Annotated in this window: 20 protein-coding genes; 14 read left to right on the forward strand and 6 right to left on the reverse strand. The window is 68.1% G+C overall.

The genetic code is table 11. The features are described 5' to 3' along the window. Positions 1–309 precede the first annotated feature (309 nt). From galU to CY652_RS08905, 6 genes are all read left to right on the forward strand, one after another. Positions 310–1197 carry a UTP--glucose-1-phosphate uridylyltransferase GalU gene (gene galU / locus CY652_RS08880; RefSeq protein WP_102130349.1) on the forward strand — a complete coding sequence of 296 codons (888 nt, stop codon included), beginning with the start codon at positions 310–312 and terminating at the stop codon, positions 1195–1197. A 363-nt stretch (positions 1198–1560) separates the two neighbouring features. After that, positions 1561–2352 (forward strand): SDR family NAD(P)-dependent oxidoreductase, encoded by a 792-nt coding sequence (locus CY652_RS08885; RefSeq protein WP_102130350.1) that lies wholly within the window; start codon positions 1561–1563, stop codon positions 2350–2352. Positions 2353–2366: 14 nt separating this feature from the next. Next, the gene (locus tag CY652_RS08890) at positions 2367–3422 is read left to right on the forward strand and encodes an SDR family oxidoreductase (RefSeq protein ID WP_102130351.1); all 1056 of its coding nucleotides are present in this window, start codon (positions 2367–2369) and stop codon (positions 3420–3422) included. A 197-nt stretch (positions 3423–3619) separates the two neighbouring features. Next, the gene (locus tag CY652_RS08895) at positions 3620–3904 is read left to right on the forward strand and encodes a hypothetical protein (protein ID WP_102130352.1); all 285 of its coding nucleotides are present in this window, start codon (positions 3620–3622) and stop codon (positions 3902–3904) included. Then, positions 3894–4211 carry a hypothetical protein gene (locus tag CY652_RS08900; protein ID WP_102130353.1) on the forward strand — a complete coding sequence of 106 codons (318 nt, stop codon included), beginning with the start codon at positions 3894–3896 and terminating at the stop codon, positions 4209–4211. Before CY652_RS08895 ends, CY652_RS08900 begins: the two co-directional genes overlap by 11 nt. 59 nt (positions 4212–4270) lie before the next feature. Continuing rightward, a complete protein-coding gene (locus CY652_RS08905) occupies positions 4271–5929 on the forward strand; it encodes a PepSY-associated TM helix domain-containing protein (protein WP_102130354.1) in 1659 nt (552 codons plus the stop codon). Between the two features lie 40 nt (positions 5930–5969). On the opposite strand, the gene CY652_RS08910 is transcribed toward CY652_RS08905, so the two are convergent. Further along, positions 5970–8177 (reverse strand): TonB-dependent receptor, encoded by a 2208-nt coding sequence (locus CY652_RS08910; RefSeq protein ID WP_102130355.1) that lies wholly within the window; start codon positions 8175–8177, stop codon positions 5970–5972. Between the two features lie 354 nt (positions 8178–8531). Here CY652_RS08910 and CY652_RS08915 point away from each other — a divergent pair, with 354 nt between their 5' ends. From CY652_RS08915 to CY652_RS08930, 4 genes are all read left to right on the forward strand, one after another. Next, entirely contained in the window at positions 8532–9476 is a 945-nt protein-coding gene (locus CY652_RS08915) for a LysR family transcriptional regulator (protein ID WP_102130356.1), read from the forward strand. A gap of 70 nt (positions 9477–9546) precedes the next feature. Beyond that, on the forward strand, positions 9547–10950 hold the full coding sequence (tcuA, locus tag CY652_RS08920; protein WP_102130507.1) for an FAD-dependent tricarballylate dehydrogenase TcuA: 1404 nt from the start codon (positions 9547–9549) through the stop codon (positions 10948–10950). Further along, a complete protein-coding gene (gene tcuB / locus CY652_RS08925) occupies positions 10937–12115 on the forward strand; it encodes a tricarballylate utilization 4Fe-4S protein TcuB (RefSeq protein ID WP_102130357.1) in 1179 nt (392 codons plus the stop codon). Before tcuA ends, tcuB begins: the two co-directional genes overlap by 14 nt. 197 nt (positions 12116–12312) lie before the next feature. Continuing rightward, entirely contained in the window at positions 12313–13629 is a 1317-nt protein-coding gene (locus CY652_RS08930) for an MFS transporter (protein WP_102130358.1), read from the forward strand. A gap of 97 nt (positions 13630–13726) precedes the next feature. On the opposite strand, the gene cyoD is transcribed toward CY652_RS08930, so the two are convergent. From cyoD to cyoA, 4 genes are read right to left on the reverse strand one after another with little or no spacing between them, the layout of a single operon-like run. Next, on the reverse strand, positions 13727–14107 hold the full coding sequence (gene cyoD / locus CY652_RS08935) for a cytochrome o ubiquinol oxidase subunit IV (protein ID WP_102130359.1): 381 nt from the start codon (positions 14105–14107) through the stop codon (positions 13727–13729). Continuing rightward, positions 14104–14733: a cytochrome o ubiquinol oxidase subunit III gene (gene cyoC / locus CY652_RS08940; RefSeq protein WP_102130360.1), complete on the reverse strand. Its 630-nt coding sequence runs from the start codon at positions 14731–14733 to the stop codon at positions 14104–14106. Before cyoC ends, cyoD begins: the two co-directional genes overlap by 4 nt. A 3-nt stretch (positions 14734–14736) precedes the next feature. Next, a complete protein-coding gene (cyoB, locus tag CY652_RS08945) occupies positions 14737–16716 on the reverse strand; it encodes a cytochrome o ubiquinol oxidase subunit I (protein WP_102130361.1) in 1980 nt (659 codons plus the stop codon). A 5-nt stretch (positions 16717–16721) separates the two neighbouring features. Further along, positions 16722–17579 carry a ubiquinol oxidase subunit II gene (gene cyoA / locus CY652_RS08950; protein ID WP_374703639.1) on the reverse strand — a complete coding sequence of 286 codons (858 nt, stop codon included), beginning with the start codon at positions 17577–17579 and terminating at the stop codon, positions 16722–16724. 374 nt (positions 17580–17953) lie between these two features. On the opposite strand from cyoA, the gene CY652_RS08955 reads away from it, so the two are divergent. The 4 genes from CY652_RS08955 (at position 17954) to CY652_RS08970 (ending at position 23468) form a co-directional block, all read left to right on the forward strand. Continuing rightward, entirely contained in the window at positions 17954–19363 is a 1410-nt protein-coding gene (locus CY652_RS08955) for an aminotransferase-like domain-containing protein (RefSeq protein WP_102130363.1), read from the forward strand. Positions 19364–19451: 88 nt separating this feature from the next. Next, complete coding sequence (locus CY652_RS08960; protein WP_102130364.1) at positions 19452–20879, forward strand: aminotransferase-like domain-containing protein; 1428 nt, start codon at positions 19452–19454, stop codon at positions 20877–20879. 397 nt (positions 20880–21276) lie between these two features. Next, positions 21277–23076 carry a nitrite/sulfite reductase gene (locus CY652_RS08965; RefSeq protein ID WP_102130365.1) on the forward strand — a complete coding sequence of 600 codons (1800 nt, stop codon included), beginning with the start codon at positions 21277–21279 and terminating at the stop codon, positions 23074–23076. Next, positions 23073–23468: a DUF934 domain-containing protein gene (locus tag CY652_RS08970; protein WP_102130366.1), complete on the forward strand. Its 396-nt coding sequence runs from the start codon at positions 23073–23075 to the stop codon at positions 23466–23468. The genes CY652_RS08965 and CY652_RS08970 overlap by 4 nt, the downstream gene beginning before the upstream one ends. A 393-nt stretch (positions 23469–23861) precedes the next feature. Here the strand turns inward: CY652_RS08970 and gcvA are convergent, their stop codons facing one another. Continuing rightward, positions 23862–24752 (reverse strand): transcriptional regulator GcvA, encoded by an 891-nt coding sequence (gene gcvA / locus CY652_RS08975; protein WP_102130367.1) that lies wholly within the window; start codon positions 24750–24752, stop codon positions 23862–23864. Positions 24753–25058 lie beyond the last annotated feature (306 nt).

Raw genomic sequence — 25058 nt, forward strand, 5'->3', positions numbered from 1 at the left:
CCGGAATTGGCGGCCTGCGCGATTTCCGCGATCGACGCCGCGCGAAAGGCGATCGGCAACTCGGCGCTTTTCGTCGACGCGAACGGCGCGTACGCGCCGAAACAGGCGCCGCGCCTCGCCGCTGGCTTCGCGAAGAACGATATAAAAGGGCGCTCTGCACAAAAACGTTAGCAATCATTTATCAGGCATGGCATGCCGAAAGGACAAGCGCGGCAAGGACTGCGCGGCCGGGGCTGCGCACCGGTCCGGACGCCCGATATCGAGGTGCTATACACTGCGGCGATCGATATTCAGCGGACAGGGGGCGCCATGCTCAGCGTGCGCAAGGCGGTATTTCCGGTTGCGGGATTTGGTAGGCGCTTTCTGCCTGCCACCAAGGCCAGTCCGAAGGAAATGCTGCCCATCGTGGACAAGCCGCTGATCCAGTACGCGGTCGAGGAAGCGATTGCCGCCGGCATCACCGAACTGATCTTCGTGACGGGACGCAACAAGCGCGTCATCGAAGATCACTTCGACAAGTCCTACGAGATCGAAGACGTGCTGAAGGCGCAGGGCAAGCAGTCCCTGCTCGATCTCGTGCAGAACATCAAGCCGGGCAACGTCGAGTGCATATACGTCCGGCAATCCGAGCCGCTCGGGCTCGGCCACGCGCTGCTCTGCGCCGAAAAACTCATCGGCGACGAGCCGTTCGCGGTCGTGCTCGCCGACGATCTGCTCGACAGCGACCCGCCCGTGCTTTCGCAGATGGTGCGCGCGTTCAGCCACTACGACTGCTCGCTCCTCGCCGTCAAGGAGCTGGAGCCCGGGGAATCGCTGTCGTACGGCATCGTCGACGGCCACTACTGGGACGAGCGGATCGTCAGCGTCGACAGCATCGTCGAGAAGCCGTCTCCGGAAACGGCGCTGTCGAACCTCGGCGTCGCCGGCCGCTACGTGCTCATGCCCGGCATCTTCGCGTATCTGCGCGCGCAACCGCCGGGCCCGAAGGGCAAACTCCAGTTGAGCGACGCCATTCAGACCATGCTCAGGGACGAGCAGGTGCTCGCCTATCACTTCGACGGCACCCACTACAACTGCGGCACCAAGCTCGGCTACCTGAAAGCGACGGTCGACTTCGCGTTGCGTCACCGCGAGGTCAAGGACGCGTTCGACCCGTGGCTGCGCAATCGGGTGGGCGGCATGGGGCCGGTCGCCTGACGATGCCCGCGTCCGCCGTCGGTTCGTGAAGTCTCCGGCATGGCGTCGTAGCCGGGGAACGGCCCATATCCGCCGCCCCCGTCCGATCCCGAAGACAGCGCCCCGAACGACAGCACGCCGGACCGCCCGCCCGCACCGCCCATTGTTCCGCTTCAGGATAGAGTCAATCGCCGATCCTTCCATTTAATCGATCGCCGTTCCGGGCGACAATAGGCCGGTTTCATTTCCACCGGCAACCGTGACTCACCCTCCCCCTCTCGCGCGCAGACACCGGCCGCCCGTTTCGTCGGCCGGCCCGCGTGGCCGCCTGCCGTCACGCCTAACGCGCGCGAACCCATCCTTGCGCAATCGGAGAACGGATTCATGCATATCGACCTGACAGGAAAAACCGCCATCGTCACCGGCTCGACCGCCGGCATCGGCCTCGCCGTCGTGAAGGGGCTCGCCGCGAGCGGCGCCGCGGTGGTGCTCAACGGCCGCTCGCAGGCGTCCGTGGATCGCGCGCTGGCCGCCGTGCGCGCCGAACAGCCGAAGGCGAAGGTGACGGGCTTCGCGCAGGACCTCGGCACGGCCGCGGGCTGCGCCGCCCTCGTCGCCGCGCATCCGGCCTGCGACATCCTCGTCAACAACCTCGGCATCTTCGAACTGCAGGATTTCTTCGAGACGCCCGACGAGACCTGGACGCGCTTCTTCGAGGTCAACGTGCTGTCCGGCGTGCGGCTCGCGCGCGCCTACACGCCGGGCATGGTCGGCAAAGGCTGGGGACGCGTGGTGTTCGTCTCCTCCGAATCGGCGCTGAACATTCCGGCGGACATGATCCACTACGGCATGACCAAGACCGCGCAGGTGTCGGTCGCGCGCGGGCTGGCCAAGCGCGTGGCCGGCACCGGCGTGACCGTCAACACGGTGCTTCCGGGCCCGACGCTTTCCGACGGTCTCGCCGACATGCTCGCCGACGAAGCCCGGAAAAGCGGCAAGTCGCTCCAGGAAGTCGCGGACGGGTTCGTGCGCGAGCATCGGTCGAGCTCGCTGATCCAGCGCGCGGCGACGGTCGAGGAAATCGCCAACATGATCGTCTACGCGTGCTCCCTCCAGGCATCGGCCACCACCGGCGCCGCGCTGCGCGTCGACGGCGGCACGTTCGACAGCATCTGAACGGAACCCCAGCCATGACGCAGACAAAGAAACACGCATTGGTCGCCGGCGGCCTCGGCGTAATCGGCCGCAATCTCGTCGAACACCTCGCCGCGCAGCCGGACTGGACGGTAACGGCGCTCTCGCGCCGCCGTCCCGAGTTCGACACGCCGGCCCGCTTCGTCTCCGTAGACCTGACCGACGCGACGGCCACGCGCGCCGCCCTCGCCGGGTCCGGCGACGTGACGCACGTCTTCTACGCCGCCTACCAGGAGCACGCCGACGCGCGCCGCCAGGTCGACGTCAACCTGACCATGCTCGCGAATACGGTCGACGTCGCCGAGGCCGTCTCGCCGGCCCTGCGGCGAGTCGTGCTCTACGAGGGCGCGAAATACTACGGCGCGCATCTGGGCGCGTTCACGACGCCGGCGCAGGAGGACGATCCGCGCCAGATGCCGCCGATGTTCTACTACGACCAGGAAGACTGGCTCCGGGACAAGGCGGCCGGCAAGCGCTGGGACCCGGTGGTGCTGCGGCCCGACGTGGTCTGCGGCTTCGCGCTCGGCAATCCGATGAATCTCGCCATGGTCATCGCCGTCTACGCGACGATCTCGAAGGAACTGGGCCTGCCGCTGCGGTTTCCCGGCACCGTCGATTGCTACGGCCGGCTCGCGCAGGTGACGGGCGCGGCGCAACTGGCCCGGGGCTCGCAATGGGCGGCCGAACACGCGGCTGGCGGCGAGGCCTACAACCTCACCAACGGCGACGTCTTCCGCTGGAACCGGCTCTGGGAAGCGTTCGCCCGTTATTTCGACATGCCGCTGGCGGCGCCGATGACGATCCCGCTCACGACGATGATGGCCGACAAGGGCGGCGTCTGGGAGCGCATCGTCGCGCGGCACGGGCTCGTTTCCGTTCCCTACGGGCAGGTCGCGTCGTGGGCCTTCGGGGACTTCATTTTCCGCTGCGACTGGGACGTCATTTCCTCGACGACGAAGATCCGTCAGGCCGGGTTCCATCCGGTCGTCGACTCCGAAACCATGTTCCTGCAGCTATTCGACGAATTCCGCACCCGCCGGGTCATTCCGTAGGATCGTCGGCGCGGTCGACGCTTACCGGATTCACCCCATCCGCCCCGCGAGCCGTCTTTCGCTCGCGGGGCGTTTCTTTTGCCGGCCGCCAGCGCTTTCGGTGGCATCATTCAACTGCTTTCGACCGACTGCCGTCGTGTATGATAATGATTCTCATTAATAAATAGACGGCATCCGGAAAGCCTTCCCGTTCACTCATGAAAGACAGTTTCATCGTCGTGCTGGCCGGCGCCGGCGCGCTGCTCGCGTACCTCGGCTCCTCCAGGCAGCGCTGGCTGCGCAGGCCGTGGCCCGCCCGCCCGACGCGCGTCGCGGCAACGCTCTGCCTCCTGGCCGCGTGCGGGCTCGGCGCGCAAGCGCGCCCCGTCGCCGCCGCGCTGTCGCTCGTCGTCACCGTCGTCATGGCCTGCCTGAGCGCCAGTCCGTTCGTCGGCCTGCTCGTCGAGCGGTGGCGCCACCGAGTGACCGCTCATGGCCGCTAAGCCGGCGAACCGCCCGCCCCGCCGTGCCGTGGAGCGCCACCTGCTGGCGAAATCGGCCGCCGGCATCGCGGGCGGCTTCGGCCTCGCCGTCGCCGCGAGCACGCTGCTCGCCCAACTGTCTCCGGGCGACCCGACCACGTCCGGCAAATTCCAGGCCGCCCTGTGGATGGTCCCGCCCGTCTGGATTGCCGTCGCGGCCGCCGCCCCGCTGTTCCGCAGCGGCCTGCGCGCGACGCTCGCGCTCGCGGCGGCCAACCTCGGGGCGTTCGCGCTCGTCGTCGCGTTCTGCCGGCATCCGCTCGCCTGACTGTTTCGCCGCCGCGCCGACCTCCGCGCAGCCGCCCCTTCCCAACGCCGTCCTTCACCATGCGCAGCGACGTTCTTCGTGCCTATAAGGCGATCCACACCTGGACCGGCATCGTCTCCGGCCTGCTCCTGTTCATCGCGTTCTACGCGGGCGCCGTCACGATGTTCAAGGACGCGCTGACCGTCTGGGCCACACCGCCGGCTGCGTCGGCCCAGCCCGCCGTGCCGCTCGCGCAGGCGGACGCGCTGATCCGGCGCACGCTGGCGGCCCATCCGGAGGCACAACCGTATTTCACGCTGTCGCTCGCCGACGGCGACCGCGCGCGACTTTCGTGGCCGCCCGCGCCGGGGCGGCAGGAAAGCGCGTGGCTCGACGCCCGGGGGCAATTGCGGACCGTCGTGCGCGCGCCGTCGGACGCCGCCCGTTTCGTCGACGTCCTGCACATGACGGCCGGCATTCCGGGCAGCTACGCGGTCGGCATGGGCGCGATGGGCGTCGTCTCGCTGCTGTACGGGCTCGCGCTCGTGTCCGGCGTGATCGTGCTGCTGCCGACGCTCGCGAAAGACCTGTTCGCGCTGCGCGTCGGCAAAAACCTCAAGCGCATGTGGCTCGACGTGCACAACGCGCTCGGCGTCCTGAGCCTGCCGTTCCATCTGGTGATGGCGCTCTCCGTCGTCGCGTTCGGCCTCGGCGACTACGTGTCCGGCGTTCAGGACACCTTCGTCTACGACGGCACGCTCAAGCCGCTGTTGCTCCGGCAGAACCCGTACTACGCGAGCGCGCCCGGCACCGCCGCGCTCCCCGCGATGCTGCCGCCGGAGCGGCTGCTCGCGCGGGTACGCCAGCGCGCGCCGCGGTTCGTGCCGACCGCGCTCGTCTACCGCCACGCGCTCGCGCCGGGCCGCACCGTGTTCGTGGCCGGCCACGACGACCGCTATCTCGCGCGCGACGGCGGCTTCGCGCTGATGGACCCGGCCACCGGCGCGTTCCTCAACGACCAGTTCCTGCCGGGCCGGGGCAACGGCTGGTCGGCGGCGACGAGCGCGTTCTACGCGCTGCACTTCGGCAGCTACGGCGGCGCGGTGGTCCGCTGGTGCTATTTCTTTCTCGGGCTCGCGGGCGCGGGCCTGTTCTACACCGGCAATCTGCTGTGGATCGAGAGCCGCCGCAGAAACCAGCGCCCCGACGGCCGGCCGGTCCTGCAGCGGCGCGCGGCATTCGTGCTGGCGGCGTTGACGGTGGGCGTGCCGCTCGGCTGCGTCTGCGGCGTCTCGCTGACGATCGCGGCCGGCAAGCTGCTCGCGCCGCACGTCGGCAATCCGCACGCGTGGCACGCGGGCGTCTATTACGCGACGTTCGCGGCGTGCATCGCCTGGGGACTCGCGCGCGGCGGCGCGCGGGCGTCGGTGGAATTGCCGGCGCTCGCGGCGATCGCCACCGCCGCCATTCCGGCCGCGAGCGTCATCGGCTGGCTCGCGCCGTCGACCGGCCTGTGGGCCTCCACGGCGCCCGGCGTCGATGCGGTTGCCGCGCTGGGCGCGCTGGGCTTCGGATGGATCGCGACGCGCGCGCGCCGGCGCGTGGCGACGGGCGGCGCCGATAGCGTGTGGTCGCTGCCTGCGCGACGCGACGCGCAGGCAGCGCCGGCTTGCCCCGGCGCCGATCGCGCCGGCGCCCGGGCGGGCGACCGCGCTGGAGACCACGCCCGGAACCGATAAGGCCCGCGGCCCGCCGCGACGTCGCCGATCAAAAGTCCGATCAGAAGTCCGTCGTCACCGACATCAGCAGCGTGCGCGGCGCGCCCTGGGTCAAGTAGCCGCCGATCGCCGACGCCCAGTAGGCCTTGTTCGTGACGTTCAGCACGCTCGCGCGGAACGTCGTCTGCTTGCCGAACACTACCGTGGCGTAGCGCGCGCCGACGTCGAAACGGTCCCACGCTGGAATCGACAGCGTATTCGCCGCGTCCAGGTACTGCGGGCCGGTATGGACCCAGCGCGCGTTCAGCGTCAGCCCCTGCAGCAGCGGCACGTCGTACTCGGCGCCGAGGTTGAACATGAAGCTCGGCACGCCGATCGGCCGGTTGCCGTCGGTACCGCTGTCCGTGTCGAGCTGGCGCGCGTCGAGGTAGGTCGCGCCCGCGATCACGCGCACGCCGCGCCAGGGTTCGCCGTACACCGACGTCTCGAGCCCGCGATGGCGCTCGTTGCCGTCGGCGACGAAGTACCCCGACGAATTCGTGAACGTGAACGGCTCCTCGATCTGGAACGCCGCGAGCGACGCGCCGATGCGGCCGTCGTCGTACTTCACGCCCATCTCGTACTGCTTCGAGCGCTCGGGCGGCAGCAGCGCGCCGGCGTTCAGCGCGGTCGACGGCGCCTGCGCGCCGGCCGCCAGCGCCTCGCTGCGGTTCGCGAAGAACGACACGTTGCGCCACGGCTTCACGACGAGACCGAACACGGGCGTCGTGATCGCATCGTTGTAGGCCTCGGTCTGCGCGCCCGTGTAGTCGTAGTTGTCCGCGACGATCGACTGGTGCCGCAGGCCGGCCGTGAACAGCACGCGGTCGCCGAGAAAGCCCAGCGTGTCAGACGCGGCGACGCTGCGCATCAGGGTCAGCGAGCTCGTGCCCGGGTTGGCCAGGTTGCCGCCCGAGTAGATCGTCCCCGGATACGGGAGCTGCGCCGTGTCGTAGAGGCTTGTCGCGTAGGTGCCGCTCAGCGTGTAGGCGTAATGCGCGTCGATGTCGACGATCGAGGCGCCGGCCGTCACGAAGTGCGAAACGGGCCCGGTCATGAAATGGCCGCGCACGCCGGCCTCGGCCGAGTTCGCGTCGTCGTCGCGCGGCACGCCAAGCCGCGAGGCCGTCGTCACGCCGTCGTCGCCGACCGACGGCGACGCATACTCGCCGCGCTCGTTCGTATGGCGCGCGCCGCCCGTCACGTAGGCGGTCCAGCCAGGCAGGAAGTCGTATTCGGCGCGCAGGATGCCGACCGTGTCCTCGAGCGTGCTGTCGCTCCACGTCTGCGCGTAGTTGTAGGTCGCCGACGGGACCGCCGGCACCTCGTCGCCGGTCACGTAGACGACGGGCCGGCCGTCGTCGACCTGCTGCTTCTGATAGAGGAAGTCGCCGTACAGCCGCAGCTTCTCGCCGCGCCAGTCGAGCGACACGGCCGTCGTGTCGTCGCGCCGGTGCTCGCCGTCGACGCTGGTTTCACCGTCGTGGTTCGCCTGATTCACGCGGATGCCGAACTGCCCTTCGCTGCCGAAACGCCGCCCGACGTCGACGTGCTCACCGATGCCGCCCGAGCCGGTCCCCTCGACGGTCACGCTCGTGAGCGGCGCGTCGTCCGCGCGCTTCAACTGCAGGTTGATCCCGCCGCCGATCGCGGAGCCGGCCGGCGAGGCGCCGTTCAGGAACGCGTTCGCGCCCTTGAACACGTCGACGCGGGCCAGCGCGTCGGTCGACACGAGCTGGCGCGGCGTGAGGCCGTACAGGCCGTTCAACGACACGTCGTCGCCGTCGAGCTGGAACCCGCGGATGACGAACACCTCGGAGAAATTGCCGTAGCCGTAGGCCGTCCGTACCGACGGATCGTTGGCGAGCACGTCGGCGAGCGTGCGGGCCTGCTGGTCCTCGATCAGCTTCTCGGTGTAGCTCGTCATGCTGAACGGCACGTCGAGGCTCTTCTGCTGGCCGAGCACGCCGAAGTCGCCGCCGCGCGCCACCTGCCCGCCGGCGAACACCGGGGACGCCGCGCCGGCCGAGATCCTGACCGCGGGCAGCGTGCTGCCCGGCGACGCCGCCGAGGCGGCCATGGCCGGCGCGGCCGTGGCCCCGGCGGACTGCGCGTGACCCAGCGCGGGCCAGGCCAGCGCCGCGATCGCGGCGACGATGGCGGCGCGGCCGGCCGGAATTTTCGGGGAAAGCGGAGAAGAGACGACAGACGGGTAGCGAGAAGCGGTCATGTTCGATTGGAAGCGTGTTGGTCGACGTACCGTTGCGGGACGCGCCTCGCGCCCGAACGCGGTATTCGTATGTGTTGTATCGGCCCGTTCGTGCCGGGCCGCCGGACTGGCACGGCCGCTCGATATGTCAGCCGATACGCCGGGCCGTGCGGCTGACGATTCTATATTAAATACGAATCATTATCATTAGTATTTGTAAGGTTGTCGAGACTTCCCGGCCCGCACCATAGTGAAAACGCGTACGCCGGACCCGCGCGGAAGCGCCCTATAATCGGGCCACCAGGCCGGCGGCGCCCCGCCGCCCCTCGTCCCGAATCCGCCGCCAGCCACCCTCCTCGCGAGCCCGCCCGCCCCATGGAACTCCGGCAGTTACGCTATTTCGTCAGCGTGGTCGAACACGGCAGCATGGGCAAAGCGGCACTCGAGCTGGGCGTCGTCACGTCGGCGCTGAGCCAGCAGATCAGCCGGCTCGAAGGCGAGCTCGCGACGCGGCTGCTGCGCCGGACCTCGGCCGGCGTCGTGCCGACCGACGCCGGCCTCGCGTTCTGGCGCCAGGCGCAACTGGCGCTGCGCCACGCCGAGGCGGCCGCGCTCGCGGCGCGCGAGGCGCGGCTGTCCGGGCACGTCAGCGTCGGGCTCGCGCCGAGCACGACCGGCGTGCTCGGCCTGCCGTTCATCGAGGCGATGCGCGAGCGCTACCCCGAGGTGCGGCTGCGCATGGTCGAGAGCCTGTCCGGCTACCTGAGCGCGATGCTCGGCGCCCGCCAGATCGACCTCGCGATCCTGTTCCAGACCGAACCCGCACAGCACTGGAGCAGCCAGCCGCTGCTGGACGAGCATCTGTTCGTGATCGGCAACCGCACGCTGGCCGGCATGCCGGCCGGCCCGACGGCGTCGCTCGCGCAGCTCGGCCGCCTGCCGCTCGTGCTGCCGAGCGGACCGCACGGACTGCGCGCGCTGCTGACGGCCGCGTTCCGGCGCGCGGGCTACGAGCCGGAGATCGCCGCCGAAATCGACGGCCTCGCGATGCTGATGGACGCCGTACGCGCGGGCCACGGCGCGACCATCCAGCCGGGCGCCGCGCTGGCGCGCCCGGAGAACTCGCAGCTCGTCAGCCTGCCGATCGTCGAAGCCGACGTCACGCGCCCAAACCTGATCGTCAGCACCTCCGACGACGAACTCTCGCCCGCCGGGCTCGCGGCGCGCGTCGTCCTCGCGAACGTCGCGCGGGACGTCGTCGCCGCGGGCCGCTGGCCCGGCGCGACGCTGCGCCCGGCGCCCATCCTTCACGAATCGTGAAGTCCTCTTGTCGCGCCGCGATGGCGGCAGCTCCCGCACGCCCGTACAGTGCGCGCCAAAGGAGACAATGATGGTCGACGTACTCGTCATCGGCGGCGGCAACGCGGCCTTGTGTGCCGCCCTCATGGCCCGCGAGGCAGGCGCCTCCGTGCTGCTGCTCGAAGCCGCGCCGCGCGCCTGGCGCGGCGGCAACTCGCAACACACGCGCAACCTGCGCTGCATGCACGACGCCCCGCAGGACGTGCTCGTCGACGCCTATCCCGAAGAGGAATACTGGCAGGACCTGCTGAAGGTCACGGGCGGGCAGACCAACGAGGCGCTCGCGCGGCTCGTCATCCGCGCGTCGTCGACGTGCCGGCCCTGGATGCACCGCCACGGCGTGCGCTTCCAGCCGTCGCTGTCGGGCGCGCTGCATACGGCACGCACCAACGCGTTCTTCATGGGCGGCGGCAAGGCGCTCGTCAACGCCTACTACCGCAGCGCCGAACGGCTGGGCGTGCGGATTCGCTACGAAACGCCGGTCGAGCGGATCGAGCTGGACGGCTCGCGTTTCGTCGCCGCATGGGCCGGCGGCGAGCGCATCGCCGCGCGCAGTTGCGTGCTCGCGGCGGGCGGCTTCGAATCGAACCGCGCCTGGCTCAGCGCCGCCTGGGGCACCAACGAGCGCGGCGAGCGCCCGGCCGACAACTTCCTGATCCGCGGCACGCGCTTCAACAACGGCACGCTGCTGCGCTTCATGATCGACGCCGGCGCCGAGACGATCGGCGATCCGGTCCAGGCCCACATGGTCGCGATCGACGCGCGCGCGCCGCTCTACGACGGCGGAATCTGCACGCGCATCGACTGCGTCTCGCTCGGCATCGTGGTCAATCGGGACGCCGAACGCTTCTACGACGAAGGCGAGGATTTCTGGCCCAAGCGGTACGCGATCTGGGGCCGCCTCGTCGCGCAGCAGCCGGGACAGATCGCGTATTCGGTGATCGACGCCAAGGCCATCGGCCGCTTCATGCCGCCCGTCTTCCCCGGCACGCGCGCGAACAGCCTGCCCGAGCTCGCGCGCGCGCTCGGCCTCGACGAGGCGCACTTCATGCGGACGCTGAACGCCTACAACGCCGCGTGCCGCCCCGGCACGTTCGATCACACGCAGCTCGACGACTGCCGCACCGACGGCATCGCGCCGGCCAAGACGCACTGGGCCCGCCCGCTCGACACCGCGCCGTTCTTCGGCTACGCGCTGCGCCCCGGCGTCACCTTCACCTATCTCGGCCTGAAGACCGACGAGACGGCCGCCGTCCGCTTCGGCGGGGAACCCAGCGAGAACCTGTTCGTCGCCGGGGAAATGATGGCGGGCAACGTGCTCGGCAAAGGCTATACGGCCGGCGTCGGGATGAGCATCGGCACCGCGTTCGGGCGCATCGCGGGCACGCGCGCGGCCGCGGCAGCAAGCAAGGAAGGCAGTCATGCAAGCGCTTGAAACCCTGATCGAACAGGCCGGCGAATGGACCGGCACGCCGGTGACGAACGCCGCATCGCCGCTCCTGCCGGTTCCCGAGGACGAGGCGTCCCGCATCCTGCAGATCTGCAACGCGTGCCGCTATTGCGAAGGCTTCTGCGCCGTGTTCCCGGCGATGACGCGGCGCCTCGAGTTCGGCGCCGCCGACGTCCATTACCTCGCGAACCTCTGCCACAACTGCGGCGCCTGCCTGCATGCGTGCCAGTACGCGCCGCCGCACGAGTTCGCCGTGAACGTGCCGCAGACGATGGCGAGCGTGCGCGGGCGCACCTACCGGCTGTACGCGTGGCCGCGCGCGTTCGCCGCGCTGTACGAGCGCAACGGCCTCGTGCTCGCGCTGGCGCTCGCGGCCGGCATCGCGCTGTTCCTGATCATGGCGCTCGCCCTGCGCGGCAACCTGTGGCAAGCGGCGGCCGGCGGCGCGTTCTACGACGTCTTTCCGCACGGCCTCATGGCCGGTATCTTCGCTCCGGTGTTCGTCTTCGCCCTCGGCGTGCTCGGTGTCGACCTGCGGCGTTTCTGGCGCGAGGCGGACCCCGGTCCCGCGAGCGGCGCGGCGCTCGCGGAAGCCGGCGGCGCGGTCGCGACGCTCCGCTACCTCGGCGGCGGCCACGGCGAAGGCTGCAACAACGACAGCGACCGTTTCTCGCTCGCGCGCCGGCACTGCCATCACGCGACCGCCTACGGCTTCCTGCTGTGCTTCCTGTCGACCTGCGTCGCGACGCTCTATCACTATGCGTTCAGGCTCGAAGCGCCGTATGCGTACACGAGCGTGCCGGCGCTGCTCGGCACGGCCGGCGGGATCGGCATCGCGCTCGGCACGCTCGGCCTCGGCTGGCTGAACCTGCGCCGGCACCCACTGCAGGGCGACCTCGCGCAAAAGCCGATGGACCTCGGGTTCATCGCCCTGCTGCTCGTCGTGGCCGTCAGCGGACTCGCGCTGATGGCGCTGCGCACGACGGCGGCGATGCCGATCCTGCTCGCGCTGCACCTGGGCGCGGTAATCGCCTTGTTCCTGACGCTACCGTACGGAAAATTCGCGCACGGGCCCTTGCGCGCGGCCGCGCTGCTCAAATGGGCGATCGAGCGCCGGCAGCCGAACCGGCTCGGCCTCGCGGAAGACTGAGCACGGCGGCGTGCCGTGCCGCCGTACCGGCACGCCGCGAGGTTTCGGGGCCGGACGTTCCGGACATGGACGGGCGCCGCGCGCGTCCATGTCCGGAGAGAATCCGGTGCGGGACCGGCGCCGGCGACATACGATACGGAAATCCGATGCGACGGACATCGGCATACCGACGAATAGAACACACATGGAGACGTACTATGACAACGACCACGGCCGTCCCGGCCGCCCCATCGCAACAGCAGATCTTCAAGGTCGCGCTCGCCAGCATCATCGGCTCGGTCATCGAGCAGTACGACTTTCTCGTGACGGGCATCGTCGCGGCGACGGTCTGGGGTGACGTCTTCTTCAAGCTGCAAAGCCTCGCGTCGATCGCCGCGGCCATCGGCGTATACGGCCTCGGCATCGTGATCCGTCCCGTCGGCGCGTTCCTCTTCGGCAACATCGCCGACCGCCACGGGCGCAAGAACGCGATGGTCTACGCGCTGCTGATGATGGGCCTGAGCACGCTCTTCATCGGCCTGACGCCGACCTACGACAGCATCGGCCCGGTCGCGCCGGTCCTGCTGATCGTGTTCCGCCTGATCCAGGGCATCAGCTTCGGCGCCGAGTTCGGCACCGCGTCGACGTGGGTCGTCGAGCAGGCGGCCCATTCGAAATTCCGCGCGTTCTGGGGCGCGTGGGTCGGCTTCGCCATTCCGCTCGGCCTGCTGCTCGGCTTCGGCTCGGTGATCTTCGTGAAGTCGCTGATGTCGGCCGCCGACTTCAACGCCTGGGGCTGGCGCATCTTCTTCTACGTCGGCTTCGCGGTGGCCATCGTCGGCATCCTGATCCGCACGCGCACGCGCGACAGCTTCGTGTTCGAACGCTTCCAGTCCGGCTCGGACACGCTCGCGAGCCCCGCCGTGCAGGTCTGGAAGGAAATGCCGGGACGCATCCTGCGCACCTCGCTCGTCAACGCGATGTTCGGCGGCGCGTTCTTCCTGTGCTTCGTGTTCGGCACGAGCTACATGAAAGCGGTCGGCTATTCCGGCAACCAGGCGGAAACGATCGGCTTCATCGCGGCCGGCGCGATGTTCGTGTTCATGGTGATCGGCGCGCTGCTCGCCGACCGGATCAACCGCCGCACGATCCTGCTGATCGCCGCCGTGGTGTTCCTCGTCTGGGCCATTCCGTATTTCTACCTGATCAACACCGGCAGCTACTGGCTCGCGGTGCTCGCGGAGGTGATCGGGTTCGGCTTCGTGTTCGGCTTCGGCTACGGCGCGATTCCGACCTTCTACACGGAGAACTTCCCGACCCGCTATCGCGCCTCCGGCGCGAGCGCCGGCTACCAGATCTCGCAGATTTACGGCGGCGGGCTCATTCCGATCATCGCGGGCCTGATCCTGCACGCGTACGGAATCCACCGCGCGTACATCTATATCGGGCTGTTCGTCATGGTGTACGCCGTGGCGGCGATCTGGGCCATCCTCGTGACGCCCGACACCAAGGGCGTCGATCTCGAGCGGAACTGACGGAGGGCCGACGGGCGGGAAGGTCCGCCGCGGCCGCCGCATGCGCGCCGCGTTGCGCATGCATGGCGCGCCATGCCGGCCAGCCCGCGCCGGCCGCCTACTCGTGCGCCATCGCGCCGTTCACCGACATCTGCGTGGGCATCATGTTCACGTTCGCGTTGTGCATCACCCAGAGCGAAAGCCCCACGATCACGGCGATGAGGAAAGCCGTGCAGAGGAAGATGCCCGTGTTCGAGCGCTGATCGCGCGCCGTGCCGATGTGCAGGAAATACACGAGCTGCACGACGAGCTGCGCCACGCACAGCACGACGATCGTCGCGAGGCCGAAGCCGCGCGGAACGACGCCGCTCATCACCGCGCCGAACGAGGCGAACGTCAGCAGCAGCGACAGCACCATGCCGGTGACATAGCCCTTGAGCGTGCCGTGCGCGGGCTCGCGGCCCGCTTCAGGTGCGATATTCGAATCGTGCTTGCTCATACAAATCCACGCAGATAGACGAAGGTGAAAACACAGATCCAGACCAGATCGAGGAAGTGCCAGAACAGGCTCAGGCACGCGAGCCGCCGGCGGACCACGCCGGTCAGGCCAAACTTCAGCGTCTGGTGCATCATGACGGCGATCCAGACGAGGCCGCAGGTCACGTGCAGGCCGTGCGTGCCGACGAGTGTGAAGTACGCGGACAGAAACGCACTTCTGTCCGGCCCCGTCCCGTCGTGAACGAGCTTCGCGAACTCGAACACCTCCATCGCGACGAAGCCCGCGCCGAACAGGAACGTGAGCGCCAGCCAGCCGATCACGCGCGCCTTGCGGGACGCATGCAGATTCAACATCGCGAGCCCGAACGTGAAGCTGCTGACGAGCAGCAGCAGCGTCTCGCCGAGCACGTAGCGCAGCTCGAATAGCCCGCTGCCGGCCGGGCCGCCGGCCGTCGCGTTGACGAGCACGCCGAACGTCGCGAACAGCGTCGCGAAGATCAGGCAGTCGCTCATCAGGTAGATCCAGAACCCCACCGTGGTTTTGGTGCCGTCGTCGTGACCGGCATCGTGTCCGTGGTCGTGTCCGCTATCGCGGCCATGCGCGTGTCGAATCGGAACGGTAGACATGGCTCAGGCCACCTCCTTCAGTTGGGCATAACGGGCGTTCTCGATGCGCGCCACTTCCGCGGCCGGCACGTAGTAGTCGACGTCCTGGTCGTAGCTGCGCACGAGCAGGGTCACGATGGCGCCGGCGAGTCCCACCGCCGCGAACAGCCACATGTGCCAGACGAGCGCGAAGCACAGCAGGAAACAGAAGGCCGCGATGATCGCCCCCGCTGCCGTGTTGCGCGGCATGTGAATGTCCTCGTAGGCGCGGGACGGCGGGACCCAGGCGCGTCCGGCCTGCTTGTTCGCCCAGTGCTGCTCGAGCGAGGTAATCTCCGGCACGTGCGCGAAGTTGTAGAACGGCGCCGGCGAGGACGTCGACCATTCGAGGCTGCGGGCGTCCCATGGGTCGCCGGTCAGGTCGCGATTGGCCTCGCGGTCGCGAATGCTCACGACGAGCTGGACGATCATCGCCAGAATGCCGGCGCCGACGAACAGCGCGCCGACGAGCGCGACCACCAGCCACGGATGCCATTGCGGCACGGCGTAATGGTTCATCCGGCGCGTCATCCCGTCGAAGCCGAGGATGTAGAGCGGCGTGAAGGCCAGCCAGTAGCCGACGAGCCAGCACCAGAACGACACCTTCCCCCAGAACTCGTTCAGCGTGAAGCCGAACACCTTCGGGAACCAGAAGCTGATGCCGGCCAGCATGCCGAACACGACGCCGCCGATGATCACGTTGTGGAAGTGCGCGACGAGGAACAGCGAGTTGTGCAGCACGAAGTCGGCGCCCGGCACGGCGAGCAGCACGCCCGTCATGCCGCCGACCGCGAACGTCACCATGAAGCCGATGGTCCACAGCGTCGCCGAATGGAAGCGGATGCGGCCGCGATACATCGTGAAGAGCCAGTTGAACAGCTTCACGCCCGTCGGGATCGAAATGATCGTGGTCATGATCCCGAAGAACGCGTTGACGTTCGCGCCCGAACCCATCGTGAAGAAGTGGTGCAGCCAGACGAAGAACGACAGGATGCCGATCGACGCCGTCGCATAGACCATCGACTTGTAGCCGAACAGCGGCTTGCCCGAGAACGTCGGGATGATCTCCGAGAACGCGCCGAACGCCGGCAGGATCAGGATGTACACCTCGGGGTGGCCCCACACCCAGATCAGGTTGATGTACATCATCCCGTTGCCGCCGGCCTCGTTCGTGAAGAAATGCATGCCGAGGTAGCGGTCCATCGTCAGCAGCGCGAGCGTGGCGGTCAATACCGGAAACACGGCGACGATCAGGATGTTCGTGATGAGCGAGGTCCAGCAGAACACCGGCATCTGCATCAGCTTCATGGTCGGCGCGCGCAGGCGCAGGATCGTGACGATGAAGTTCACGCCGGTGAGCAGCGTGCCGAGGCCCGACGCCTGCAACGCCCAGATGTAGTAGTCCACGCCGACCGTCGGGCTGTAGCCGAGCTCGGAGAGCGGCGGATACGCGACCCAGCCCACGGCCGCGAAGTCGCCGACCCACATCGAGATCATGACCAGTACGCCGCCGACCACCGAGAGCCAGAAGCTCAGCGAGTTCACGAACGGGAAGGCCACGTCGCGCGCGCCGAGCTGCAGCGGCACGACGACGTTCATGAGGCCGAGGATCAGCGGCGTCGCCACGAAGAAGATCATGATGACGCCGTGCGCGGTGAAAATCTGGTCGTAGTGATGCGGCGGCAGGTAGCCCGCGGCGTCGTTCGACGCCATCGCCTGCTGCGTGCGCATCATGATCGCGTCGGCGAAGCCGCGCAGCAGCATGACCAGCGCGAACACGATGTACATCACGCCGATGCGCTTGTGATCGACCGACGTGAACCATTCGCGCCACAGATAGCCCCACTTTCCGGCCCAGGTGATGGCGGCGAGTATCGCGATGCCGAGCACCGCGACGACGACGCCCGTTCCCATGATGATGGGCTGGTCCCAGGGAACGGCGTCGAGCGTAAGTTTTCCGAACATGATGACTACTCCGCAGCCAGGGCCGCGCGAGGCTGCGCGCCGGCCCGTTCTTGAGAAACCGCGGGCGCATTCGTCCCGCACATCGGATTGCCTGCGCCGTTGCGCATGTACTGGTCGACGACGCGGTCGAACAGGCCCGGGGCGACCGACGAATAGACCGTCACGGGCGCCTTGATGCCAGGTTGCCGCAGCGCCTGATACGCCGCCTCGCCAAGCGTCAGCGGCGAGCGCTTCGCCTTCGCGATCCAGGCGTCGAATGCGCCGCGGCTCGTCGCGAGCGTGTCGAAATGCATGTCCGAGAAGCCCGGCCCGCTGAACGCCGAAGAACGGCCCAGATACACGCCCGGCTGGTCGGCGATCAAATGCAGTTGCGTCTGCATGCCCGACATCGCGTAGACCTGGCTGCCCAGTTGCGGGATGAAGAACGAATTCATCAGCGACTCGGCCGTGATCCTGAAGTCGATCGGCGTATCGACGGGAATGGCCAACTGGTTCACCGACGCGACGCTGTAGTCCGGGTAGATGAAGAGCCACTTCCAGTTCAGCGCGACGACTTCCACGCGAACCGGCCGCTCCTGCGAGTCGATCGGCCGGTACGGGTCGAGCGAATGGGTCGAGCGCCAGATCAGCACGGCGAGCGCGATCACGATCAGGCAGGGAATGGTCCAGACGACCACCTCGATGGCCGTGGAATGGGCCCACGTCGGCGCATAGGTCGCGCGCGTATTGGCGCTGCGATAGCGCCAGGCGAAATACAGGGTGAGCAGAATGACGGGGATGACGACGAGGAGCATCAACCCCAGGGCGAGGAGGATCAGGTTCTTTTCCTGTACGCCGATATCGCCCTTCGGATCGAACAGCACCCAGTTGCATCCGCCAAGGAGGCCGGATGCCCCGAGCGCCGCCACCCGGAGCACGGCCGGGATGCCCCGCCCCGCCCGTCCGCCGTCGGGCGGTCGCCCCGTTGCGGCAGGAAAATGTCTTCTTCGGAAAATCGGATTCCGCATGTCATGTACCTTGTTGATCTATCGACATGATCCATACATGAACCCGCCACGGTCGACATGAACGTCTGCAAGCCATTCGTTTCAGACCAGGATGTCCTGAGTTACCATGCAACAGACAGGCCGTGGCGATGCGAATCACGTATGGATTAATACGCTGCGACCGGCATAGTAATTTAAAACATTACCCATACATTCCGAGATAACTGCGCGGCATTTTGACGCCAAAACACATGCAAGACCCATACATAAAACCCACCTGGCTCACGGAACTCCGGTCCGGCACCGGTCCCCGCTACGTCCAGATCGCGGACATGCTCGAGCGGGCCGTCGCCACGGGCGTACTGCGGCCCGGGCAGCGTCTTCCGGCGCAGCGCAAGCTCGCGGAACTGCTGCAGATCGACCTGACGACCGTGACGCGCGGACTCAACGAAGCCCGCCGCCGCCAGTTGATCGACGCCCGGGGCCCGCTCGGCACGTTCGTCTCGCGCCCTAGGGTCCAGCTCGCCGCGCGAATGGACCTGAGCATGAACATCCCGCCGCCGCCGGCGCACGTGGACTTCGAGGCGCTGCTCAGGGACGGCATCGCGCAGGTGCTGACGAGAAGCAACATCGACCTGCTGATGACCTATCAGGTCGGCGGCGGCAGCGGCCCCGACCGCGCGGCGGCCATCCAGTGGCTGAAACTAGCGCTCGAACAGGTCGATCGCGAACGCCTCGTCGTGTGTCCCGGCGCGCAGGCCGCCCTCGCCGCGATCCTGCTGGGCGAAACCGCCCCCGGGGACGTCGTCCTGACCGAGCCGCTCGTCTACCCGGGGCTGGCGCTCGTCGCCTCGCAGCTTGGGCGGCGGATCGAGGCGGTCGGCGTCGACGACGCCGGCATGCGTCCCGACGCGTTGCGGGCGGCCTGCCGGACCCACGGCGCACGCCTGATCTATCTGAACCCGACGCTCCAGAACCCGACCGCCGCGACGATGCCGGAAGCGCGCCGCCGGGACCTCGTCAAAACGGCCGCGGAATGCGACGCGAAAATCATCGAGGACGATCCGTACTGGCTGCTCGCCGACGACGCGCCGCCGCCGCTCGCGCGCTTGATGCCGGGGCAGGTCTACTATCTGTCGACCCTGTCCAAGTGCCTCTCGCCGGGACTGCGGACGGCGTTTCTCGCGCTTCCCGAAGCGGCCGTGCGCGACCGGTTTCTGACCGCGCTGCGCGCGGTCGCGTTGATGTCGGCGCCGCTGATGAGCGCACTCGTGACGCAATGGATACACGACGGAACGGCCGCGCAGTTGCTGGCCGGGATCAAGGCCGAATCGCGTGCCCGTCAGCAGCTTGCCGCGGAAATCCTGCCGGCCGGCCCTGCCGCCGCCGACGCTGCCGCCGCCGGTCAGGGCATTCATCTCTGGCACGTGCTGCCGGCGCACTGGGCCTCCCAGGACCTCGCCAACGCGGCGCTACGGGAAGGACTCGTCGTTGCCCCCTCGCGGGCGTTCCATGCCGGCCCCGCGGGATCGGCCCCGCCCAATGCCATCCGGATCTCGCTCGGCGGCGGCTCATCGCAAACGGAACTGGCGGATGCGCTGCGGCGGCTCGCCAACATGCTCACGCGCAAGCCGGCCGATCATCAGGACATCGTCGTTTGAAGCGGGACGATTCGAATCGGCTGCCTTTACCGCCGGGCAGTCGGCCCAACTTTCGCCGCGGCAAAAACGATGCCGCCGACCGGAACCCATGACCCGATATCGCACCCTGGCCCAGACGATGGCCGACGAGATCCGCTCCGGCAGCATTCCCGTCGGCGCGCGCATGCCCTCGCTGCGCCACGTCATGGCCCAGCACGACGTGAGCCAGGCCACCGCGTCGCGCGCGTACTACCTGCTCGAGGAATGGGGCCTCGTGCGCGCGCAGGAACGTTCGGGGTACTACGTGGCTCCCGGCGCGCGCGTCGACGGGCAAGCCGCGAAGCCGCGCGAATCGGCCGGGCTGTCCGGCAAGGTGGACATCAGCGATCTCGTCTTTTCGGTGCTCGACGCGGCGAAGCATCCGGGCATTGTCCCGCTCGGCTCCGCTTTCCCCTCGCCCCATCTGTTCCCGCTGGAACGCCTCGGGAAATCGCTGTCGCATTCGGTCAGGCTCATCGACCCGTGGAGCACGGTCGTCGACCTGCCGCCCGGTAACGAGCACCTGCGACAGCAGATCGCCCTGCGTTACATGGGGATGGGCATCGGACAGCCGATCGGGGAAATCGTCGTCACCAACGGCGCGCTCGAGGCGCTCAATCTGTGCCTGATGGCCGTCACGCGGCCGGGCGACGTCGTGGCGGTCGAAGCGCCCGGGTTCTATGCGGCGCTCGAGGCCATCGAAAGGCTCGACCTGCGCGCGATAGAAATCCCGGTCGATCCGGTGACGGGCCTCGATCTCGAGGCGCTGTCGAACGCGCTCGACACGCATCCGGTTCGGGCATGCTGGTTCATGACGAACTTCCAGAATCCGACGGGGGCCACGCTGTCGCTCGCCCGGAAAAAGGCGCTCGTCGAATTGCTCGCGAAGCACCAGGTGCCGCTCATCGAAGACGACGTGTACGGCGAACTGCATTTCCAGCCCGACTATCCCCTGCCCGCGTTCGCCTTCGACCGCGAGGGCCTCGTGATGCATTGCGGCTCGTTCTCGAAGACGCTGGCGCCGGGTTACCGGATAGGCTGGGTGTCGGCCGGACGCTTTACCGCGCGGGTTCAGCGTCTCAAGCTGATGACGACGCTCTCCGCCAGCATTCCGGCGCAGGCCGGCATAGCGGACTACCTGCAGCACGGCGGTTACGACCGGCATCTGCGCAAGCTGCGCGGCGCGCTGCATCGCCAGCTCGACGCCATGGACGCCGCGATCCGGCGCTGGCTGCCGCGCGACGTCGTGTACGCGCCGCCCGCCGGCGGCTATTTCGTCTGGCTGGAATTTCCGGAAGACATCGACGCGATGGCGTTGCACCGGCTCGCCATCGCGCGGGGAATCAGCCTCGCGCCGGGCCCGATCTTCTCGGCAAGCCGCGGGTTTCGCAACGGTATCCGCCTCAATTACGGCCACCCGTGGTCCCCGCAGATCGACGACGCGATCCGCGTGCTGGGAAAACTCGTGGCGGACACCACCGTGCGTCCGGCGGCTTGACCGGGCGGGCTGCCGGACGGACATCGGCGGGCATCGTTGAGCGGCCTGTCCGGCTCCGGATATTCGACGCGCGCCGCGCGGCCGGTCCCACGGATGCCGGCTCGCGCGGTACCGACCGTGCCGACCCGCCACTGCTTCCATGAAATTTTCGCCATCTGCTCCTTCCCGGATACGGCGCGCCGGCTTACCGTGCAAAGTCCGCGCCGCAAGGCGCGCGGCCCCGCCGCCGGCAATCCCGAGTCCGCGAAGCGTGGTTCGCCAGGTTCGACCAAAGCGGGTTCGCTCCTCCGGACTCGAGGCGTCCGCGCGCAACGACGCCGATTCCGCGCCCTCGCCCGGCCGTCGATCGGGGCGCCTTGCGCCGACGACCACAACGTGAACGATTTTCCGCCCGACGATGTATCGATATAACGAGTTCGACAAGGCCTTCCTGCGCAACCGTGCCGCCCAGTTTCGCGACCAGATCGCGCGCTGGCAGCATGGCCGCCTGAGCGAGGACGCGTTCCGCCCGCTGCGCCTGCAAAACGGCTGGTACGTGCAGCGGCATGCGCCGATGCTGCGTGTCGCCGTGCCCTACGGAGAGCTGTCGGGCGTGCAACTTCGCGTCCTGGCCCGCATCGCGCGCGAGTACGACGAACCCGAGGCCGAGGTCTATCGCCGCGCGCTCGATGCGCAGCGCCGGCTCGGCACCGTGCGGCTAGCCACGCATCACGCGCATTTCACGACGCGCACCAACGTCCAGTTCAACTGGATTCCGCTCTCGAAAGCGGCCGACGTAATGGACCTGCTCGCGACAGTCGACATGCACGGCATCCAGACGAGCGGCAACTGCATCCGCAATATCTCGTGCGACGAGCGCGCCGGCGTCGCGCCCGACGAAATCGCGGACCCGCGCCCGTTCGCCGAAATCATGCGCCAGTGGACGACGCTGCATCCCGAGTTCGCGTTCCTGCCGCGCAAGTTCAAGATCGCGATCACGGGCGCACGCGAGGACCGCGCCGCCACCGACTGGCACGACGTCGGCCTGCGGCTCCGCTACGACGGGCACGGCGAGCTCGGCTTCCGCGTGACGGCCGGCGGCGGCATGGGTCGTACGCCGGTCGTCGGCACCGTATTGCGCGAGTTCCTGCCGTGGCGGCACATCATGAATTACATCGAGGCGGTGGTGCGCGTGTACAACCAGTACGGCCGCCGCGACAACAAGTACAAGGCGCGCCTCAAGATTCTCGTGAAGGCGGAAGGCCAGAAGTACCTCGACGAAGTCGAGGAGGAGTTCCGCCAGATCGTCGAGCAAGACGGCGGCCCGCATACGATTCCGGAGGCCGAGCTCAAGCGCGTCGGCGCGTTCTTCGTTACGCCGTCTCAACTCGCCGCTCCAACTCGCCGTGCCGGCATCGACCCGCAGGCTGCGCAACGCCTGCGCGAAGCGTCGGCCCAGACGCCGCCACTCGCACGCTGGCTCGAGCGCAACGTCGCCGCTCACAAGGACCCGTCGCTGCGGATCGTCACGTTGTCGTTCAAGCGTCCGCTACAGGCGCCGGGCGACGCGTCCGCCGATCAGCTCGACCTGCTGGCCGATCTGGTCGAGCGCTTCTCCGCCGGCGAGGCGCGCATCACGCACACGCAGAACGTCGTGCTGCCGTGGGTTCGTGCGGACGATCTGCTCCCGCTGTGGGAAGCGGCCCGCGACGCGGGGCTTGCCAGCGCGAACGTGCATCTGCTGACCGACATGATCGCGTGCCCGGGCGGCGACTTCTGCGCGCTCGCGAACGCGCGCTCGCTCCCGATCGCCGAGGCGATCTCCGGGCGCTACCAGGACCTGGACGAACTGGAGGACATCGGCGAGATCGATCTGCACATCAGCGGCTGCATCAATTCGTGCGGCCATCATCACAGCGGCCACATCGGCATTCTGGGCGTCGACAAGGACGGCGCCGAGTGGTACCAGGTGACGCTCGGCGGCTCCGACGGCTCGGCCGCGAGCGGCCCCGCCCAGCCGGGCAAGGTGATCGGCCCGTCGTTCTCCGCGCACGAAGTCCCCGATGCGATCGAAGCCGTACTGGAAACCTATCTGCAGCTACGCCAGGCGGTGGGCGCGCGCCGCGAAACGTTCATCGAGACGGTGCGGCGCACCGGGCCGGACCCGTTCAGGGCCGCCGCGGACCGCATCCGCTCGTCGGCGGAGAACGTCGCATGAACGACGGACAGCGCATCCGCCTGCTCACCGTCGCCGAACACGCGGCGGACACGCACGACGGCGTCGTGTCGCTCGCGAACGACGTCGATCCGCTCACGCAGCGCGACGCGATCGCGCGCGCCCGGCGCGTCGAACTTCACTTTCCTGCTTTCACGGACGGCCGGGCCTACAGCCAGGCTTATCTGGTGCGACGCCGGCTCGGCTTCTCCGGAGACCTGCGCGCGACGGGCGACGTGCTTGCCGACCAGTTGCTCCAGATGGAGCGAACGGGCTTTTCCAGCGCGGTGCTCAAGGACGACGTCGATCCCGCCGACGCGCAACGCCAGCTTGCGCGTTTCCCCTCCTTCTACCAGGGGGACGTGACGCGCGATGCCCCGTTCCGGCATCGTTAGCCCGATCCGATAGCCGTCGGAGCCCGGCGGAAAGCGGCGGCTATTTTCGGGCGCTCCGTAAAAGAAGCCCCGGCACGGGCGTGCCGGGGCTCAGTGCCTGCCGCGCGACCGGCAAAGGTACCGCAGGCTCTGCGGGTTTTTAAGGGGTGATGACCCGGGCACTCGCGCAGTAATCCCAGTGCGTTCGTGCGCGCCAAACAGGTATGACGGGAACGATTGCACTGACGGAATTATTGGCCGATACGATGCTTCGGTATAGAAGCAGCAGGCGCGAGTTGGAGCGCAGCAGCACCGGAGACGGTCGGGCGACCCGATCCTCATGGACCGCGACGGATCGCACGTCGCGGCACGGACCAACCGATCGCCGTCGGAAGCGGCCGATCGGCGCGCCGTTCACTCCGCCGCTTCGTTCAGCACCCACTCGCGGAAAATCTCGAGCTTCGGATCGCTTTTCTTCGCGGCCGGATAGACCAGAAAATAGGCATCCTCGACGACGAACGTGTCGCCGAACGGATTGACCAAGCGGCCCAGCGCAACCTCGTCGACGACCAGCACCCTCGGCAGCAACGCCAGCCCGAGCCCCGCGACGGCCGCCTGCATGACCATGTAGACGTGCTCGAAGCGCGGGCCCGCCCACGCATTGACGCCCGGCACGCCGTGAAAGCGCAACCAGTCGGACCAGCGGTTATAGCGCGTCGTCTGCTGCAGCAGCACGTGATGCTGCAAATCCGGGCCGACAGTGAGCGGCGGATTCTTTTTCGCGTACTCGCGAGAGCACACGACGACCAGCTCCTCGCCCAGCAGCCGGTCGGCAATCACGTCCGGCCAGTCGTTGCGGCCGTAGTGGATCGCCATGTCGAACCGTTCGGCGTTGAAATCGAACGGCTTCGCGCGCGTGGAAATGTTCAGCATGATTCCCGGATGCTGGCTCGAGAACCGGTCGAGACGGGGAATCAGCCATTTCGAGCAGAAAGCCGGAGGGGACGCGAGATTCAACAGCCCGCCCCGGCCCTTGTTCGCCAGCAGATTGACCGTCGCCGCACTCATCTGGTCGAGGCACGCGCGAATGTCGGCCACGTAGCTGCGGCCCGCCTCGGTCAGGATCAACGTTTTATTGACCCGCTGGAACAACAGCACGCCGAGATAGTTCTCCATCTGCCGAATCTGCCGGCTGACCGCGCTTTGCGTCAGATTCAATTCCGTGGCTGCCCGCGTGAAGCTCAAATGGCGAGTCGCCGCCTCGAAGACACGCAATGCCGAAAGAGAAGGAAGTTGCCAGCTCATTCCAGTCCGTCGATGAATGGTCCGTGACGGAAACCCGGCACATGGGCAGGGTGCCCCGCATGTCCGGCAAGGCCGGACCGGGCAGGCCTGCCGGCCGCGCGCAAGAGACCGTCGACAGAAAAAACGACCTAGGGTAAAACAGGACCGCCGCTCCGCAAACGGATTGGGCCGCCCGATGCGTTGGACGAGCCGCTGTCGGAATGCAGATTGTAACCGGACGCAAAGACGTGCCGGCACCGCCGATTTCCACGCCGGAAAAACGGGCAGCGCACGCAGACTCGACGCCATCGCATTGCGACAGACGCT

The organism is Burkholderia sp. WAC0059, from assembly GCF_002870125.1.
GTDB lineage: Bacteria > Pseudomonadota > Gammaproteobacteria > Burkholderiales > Burkholderiaceae > Paraburkholderia.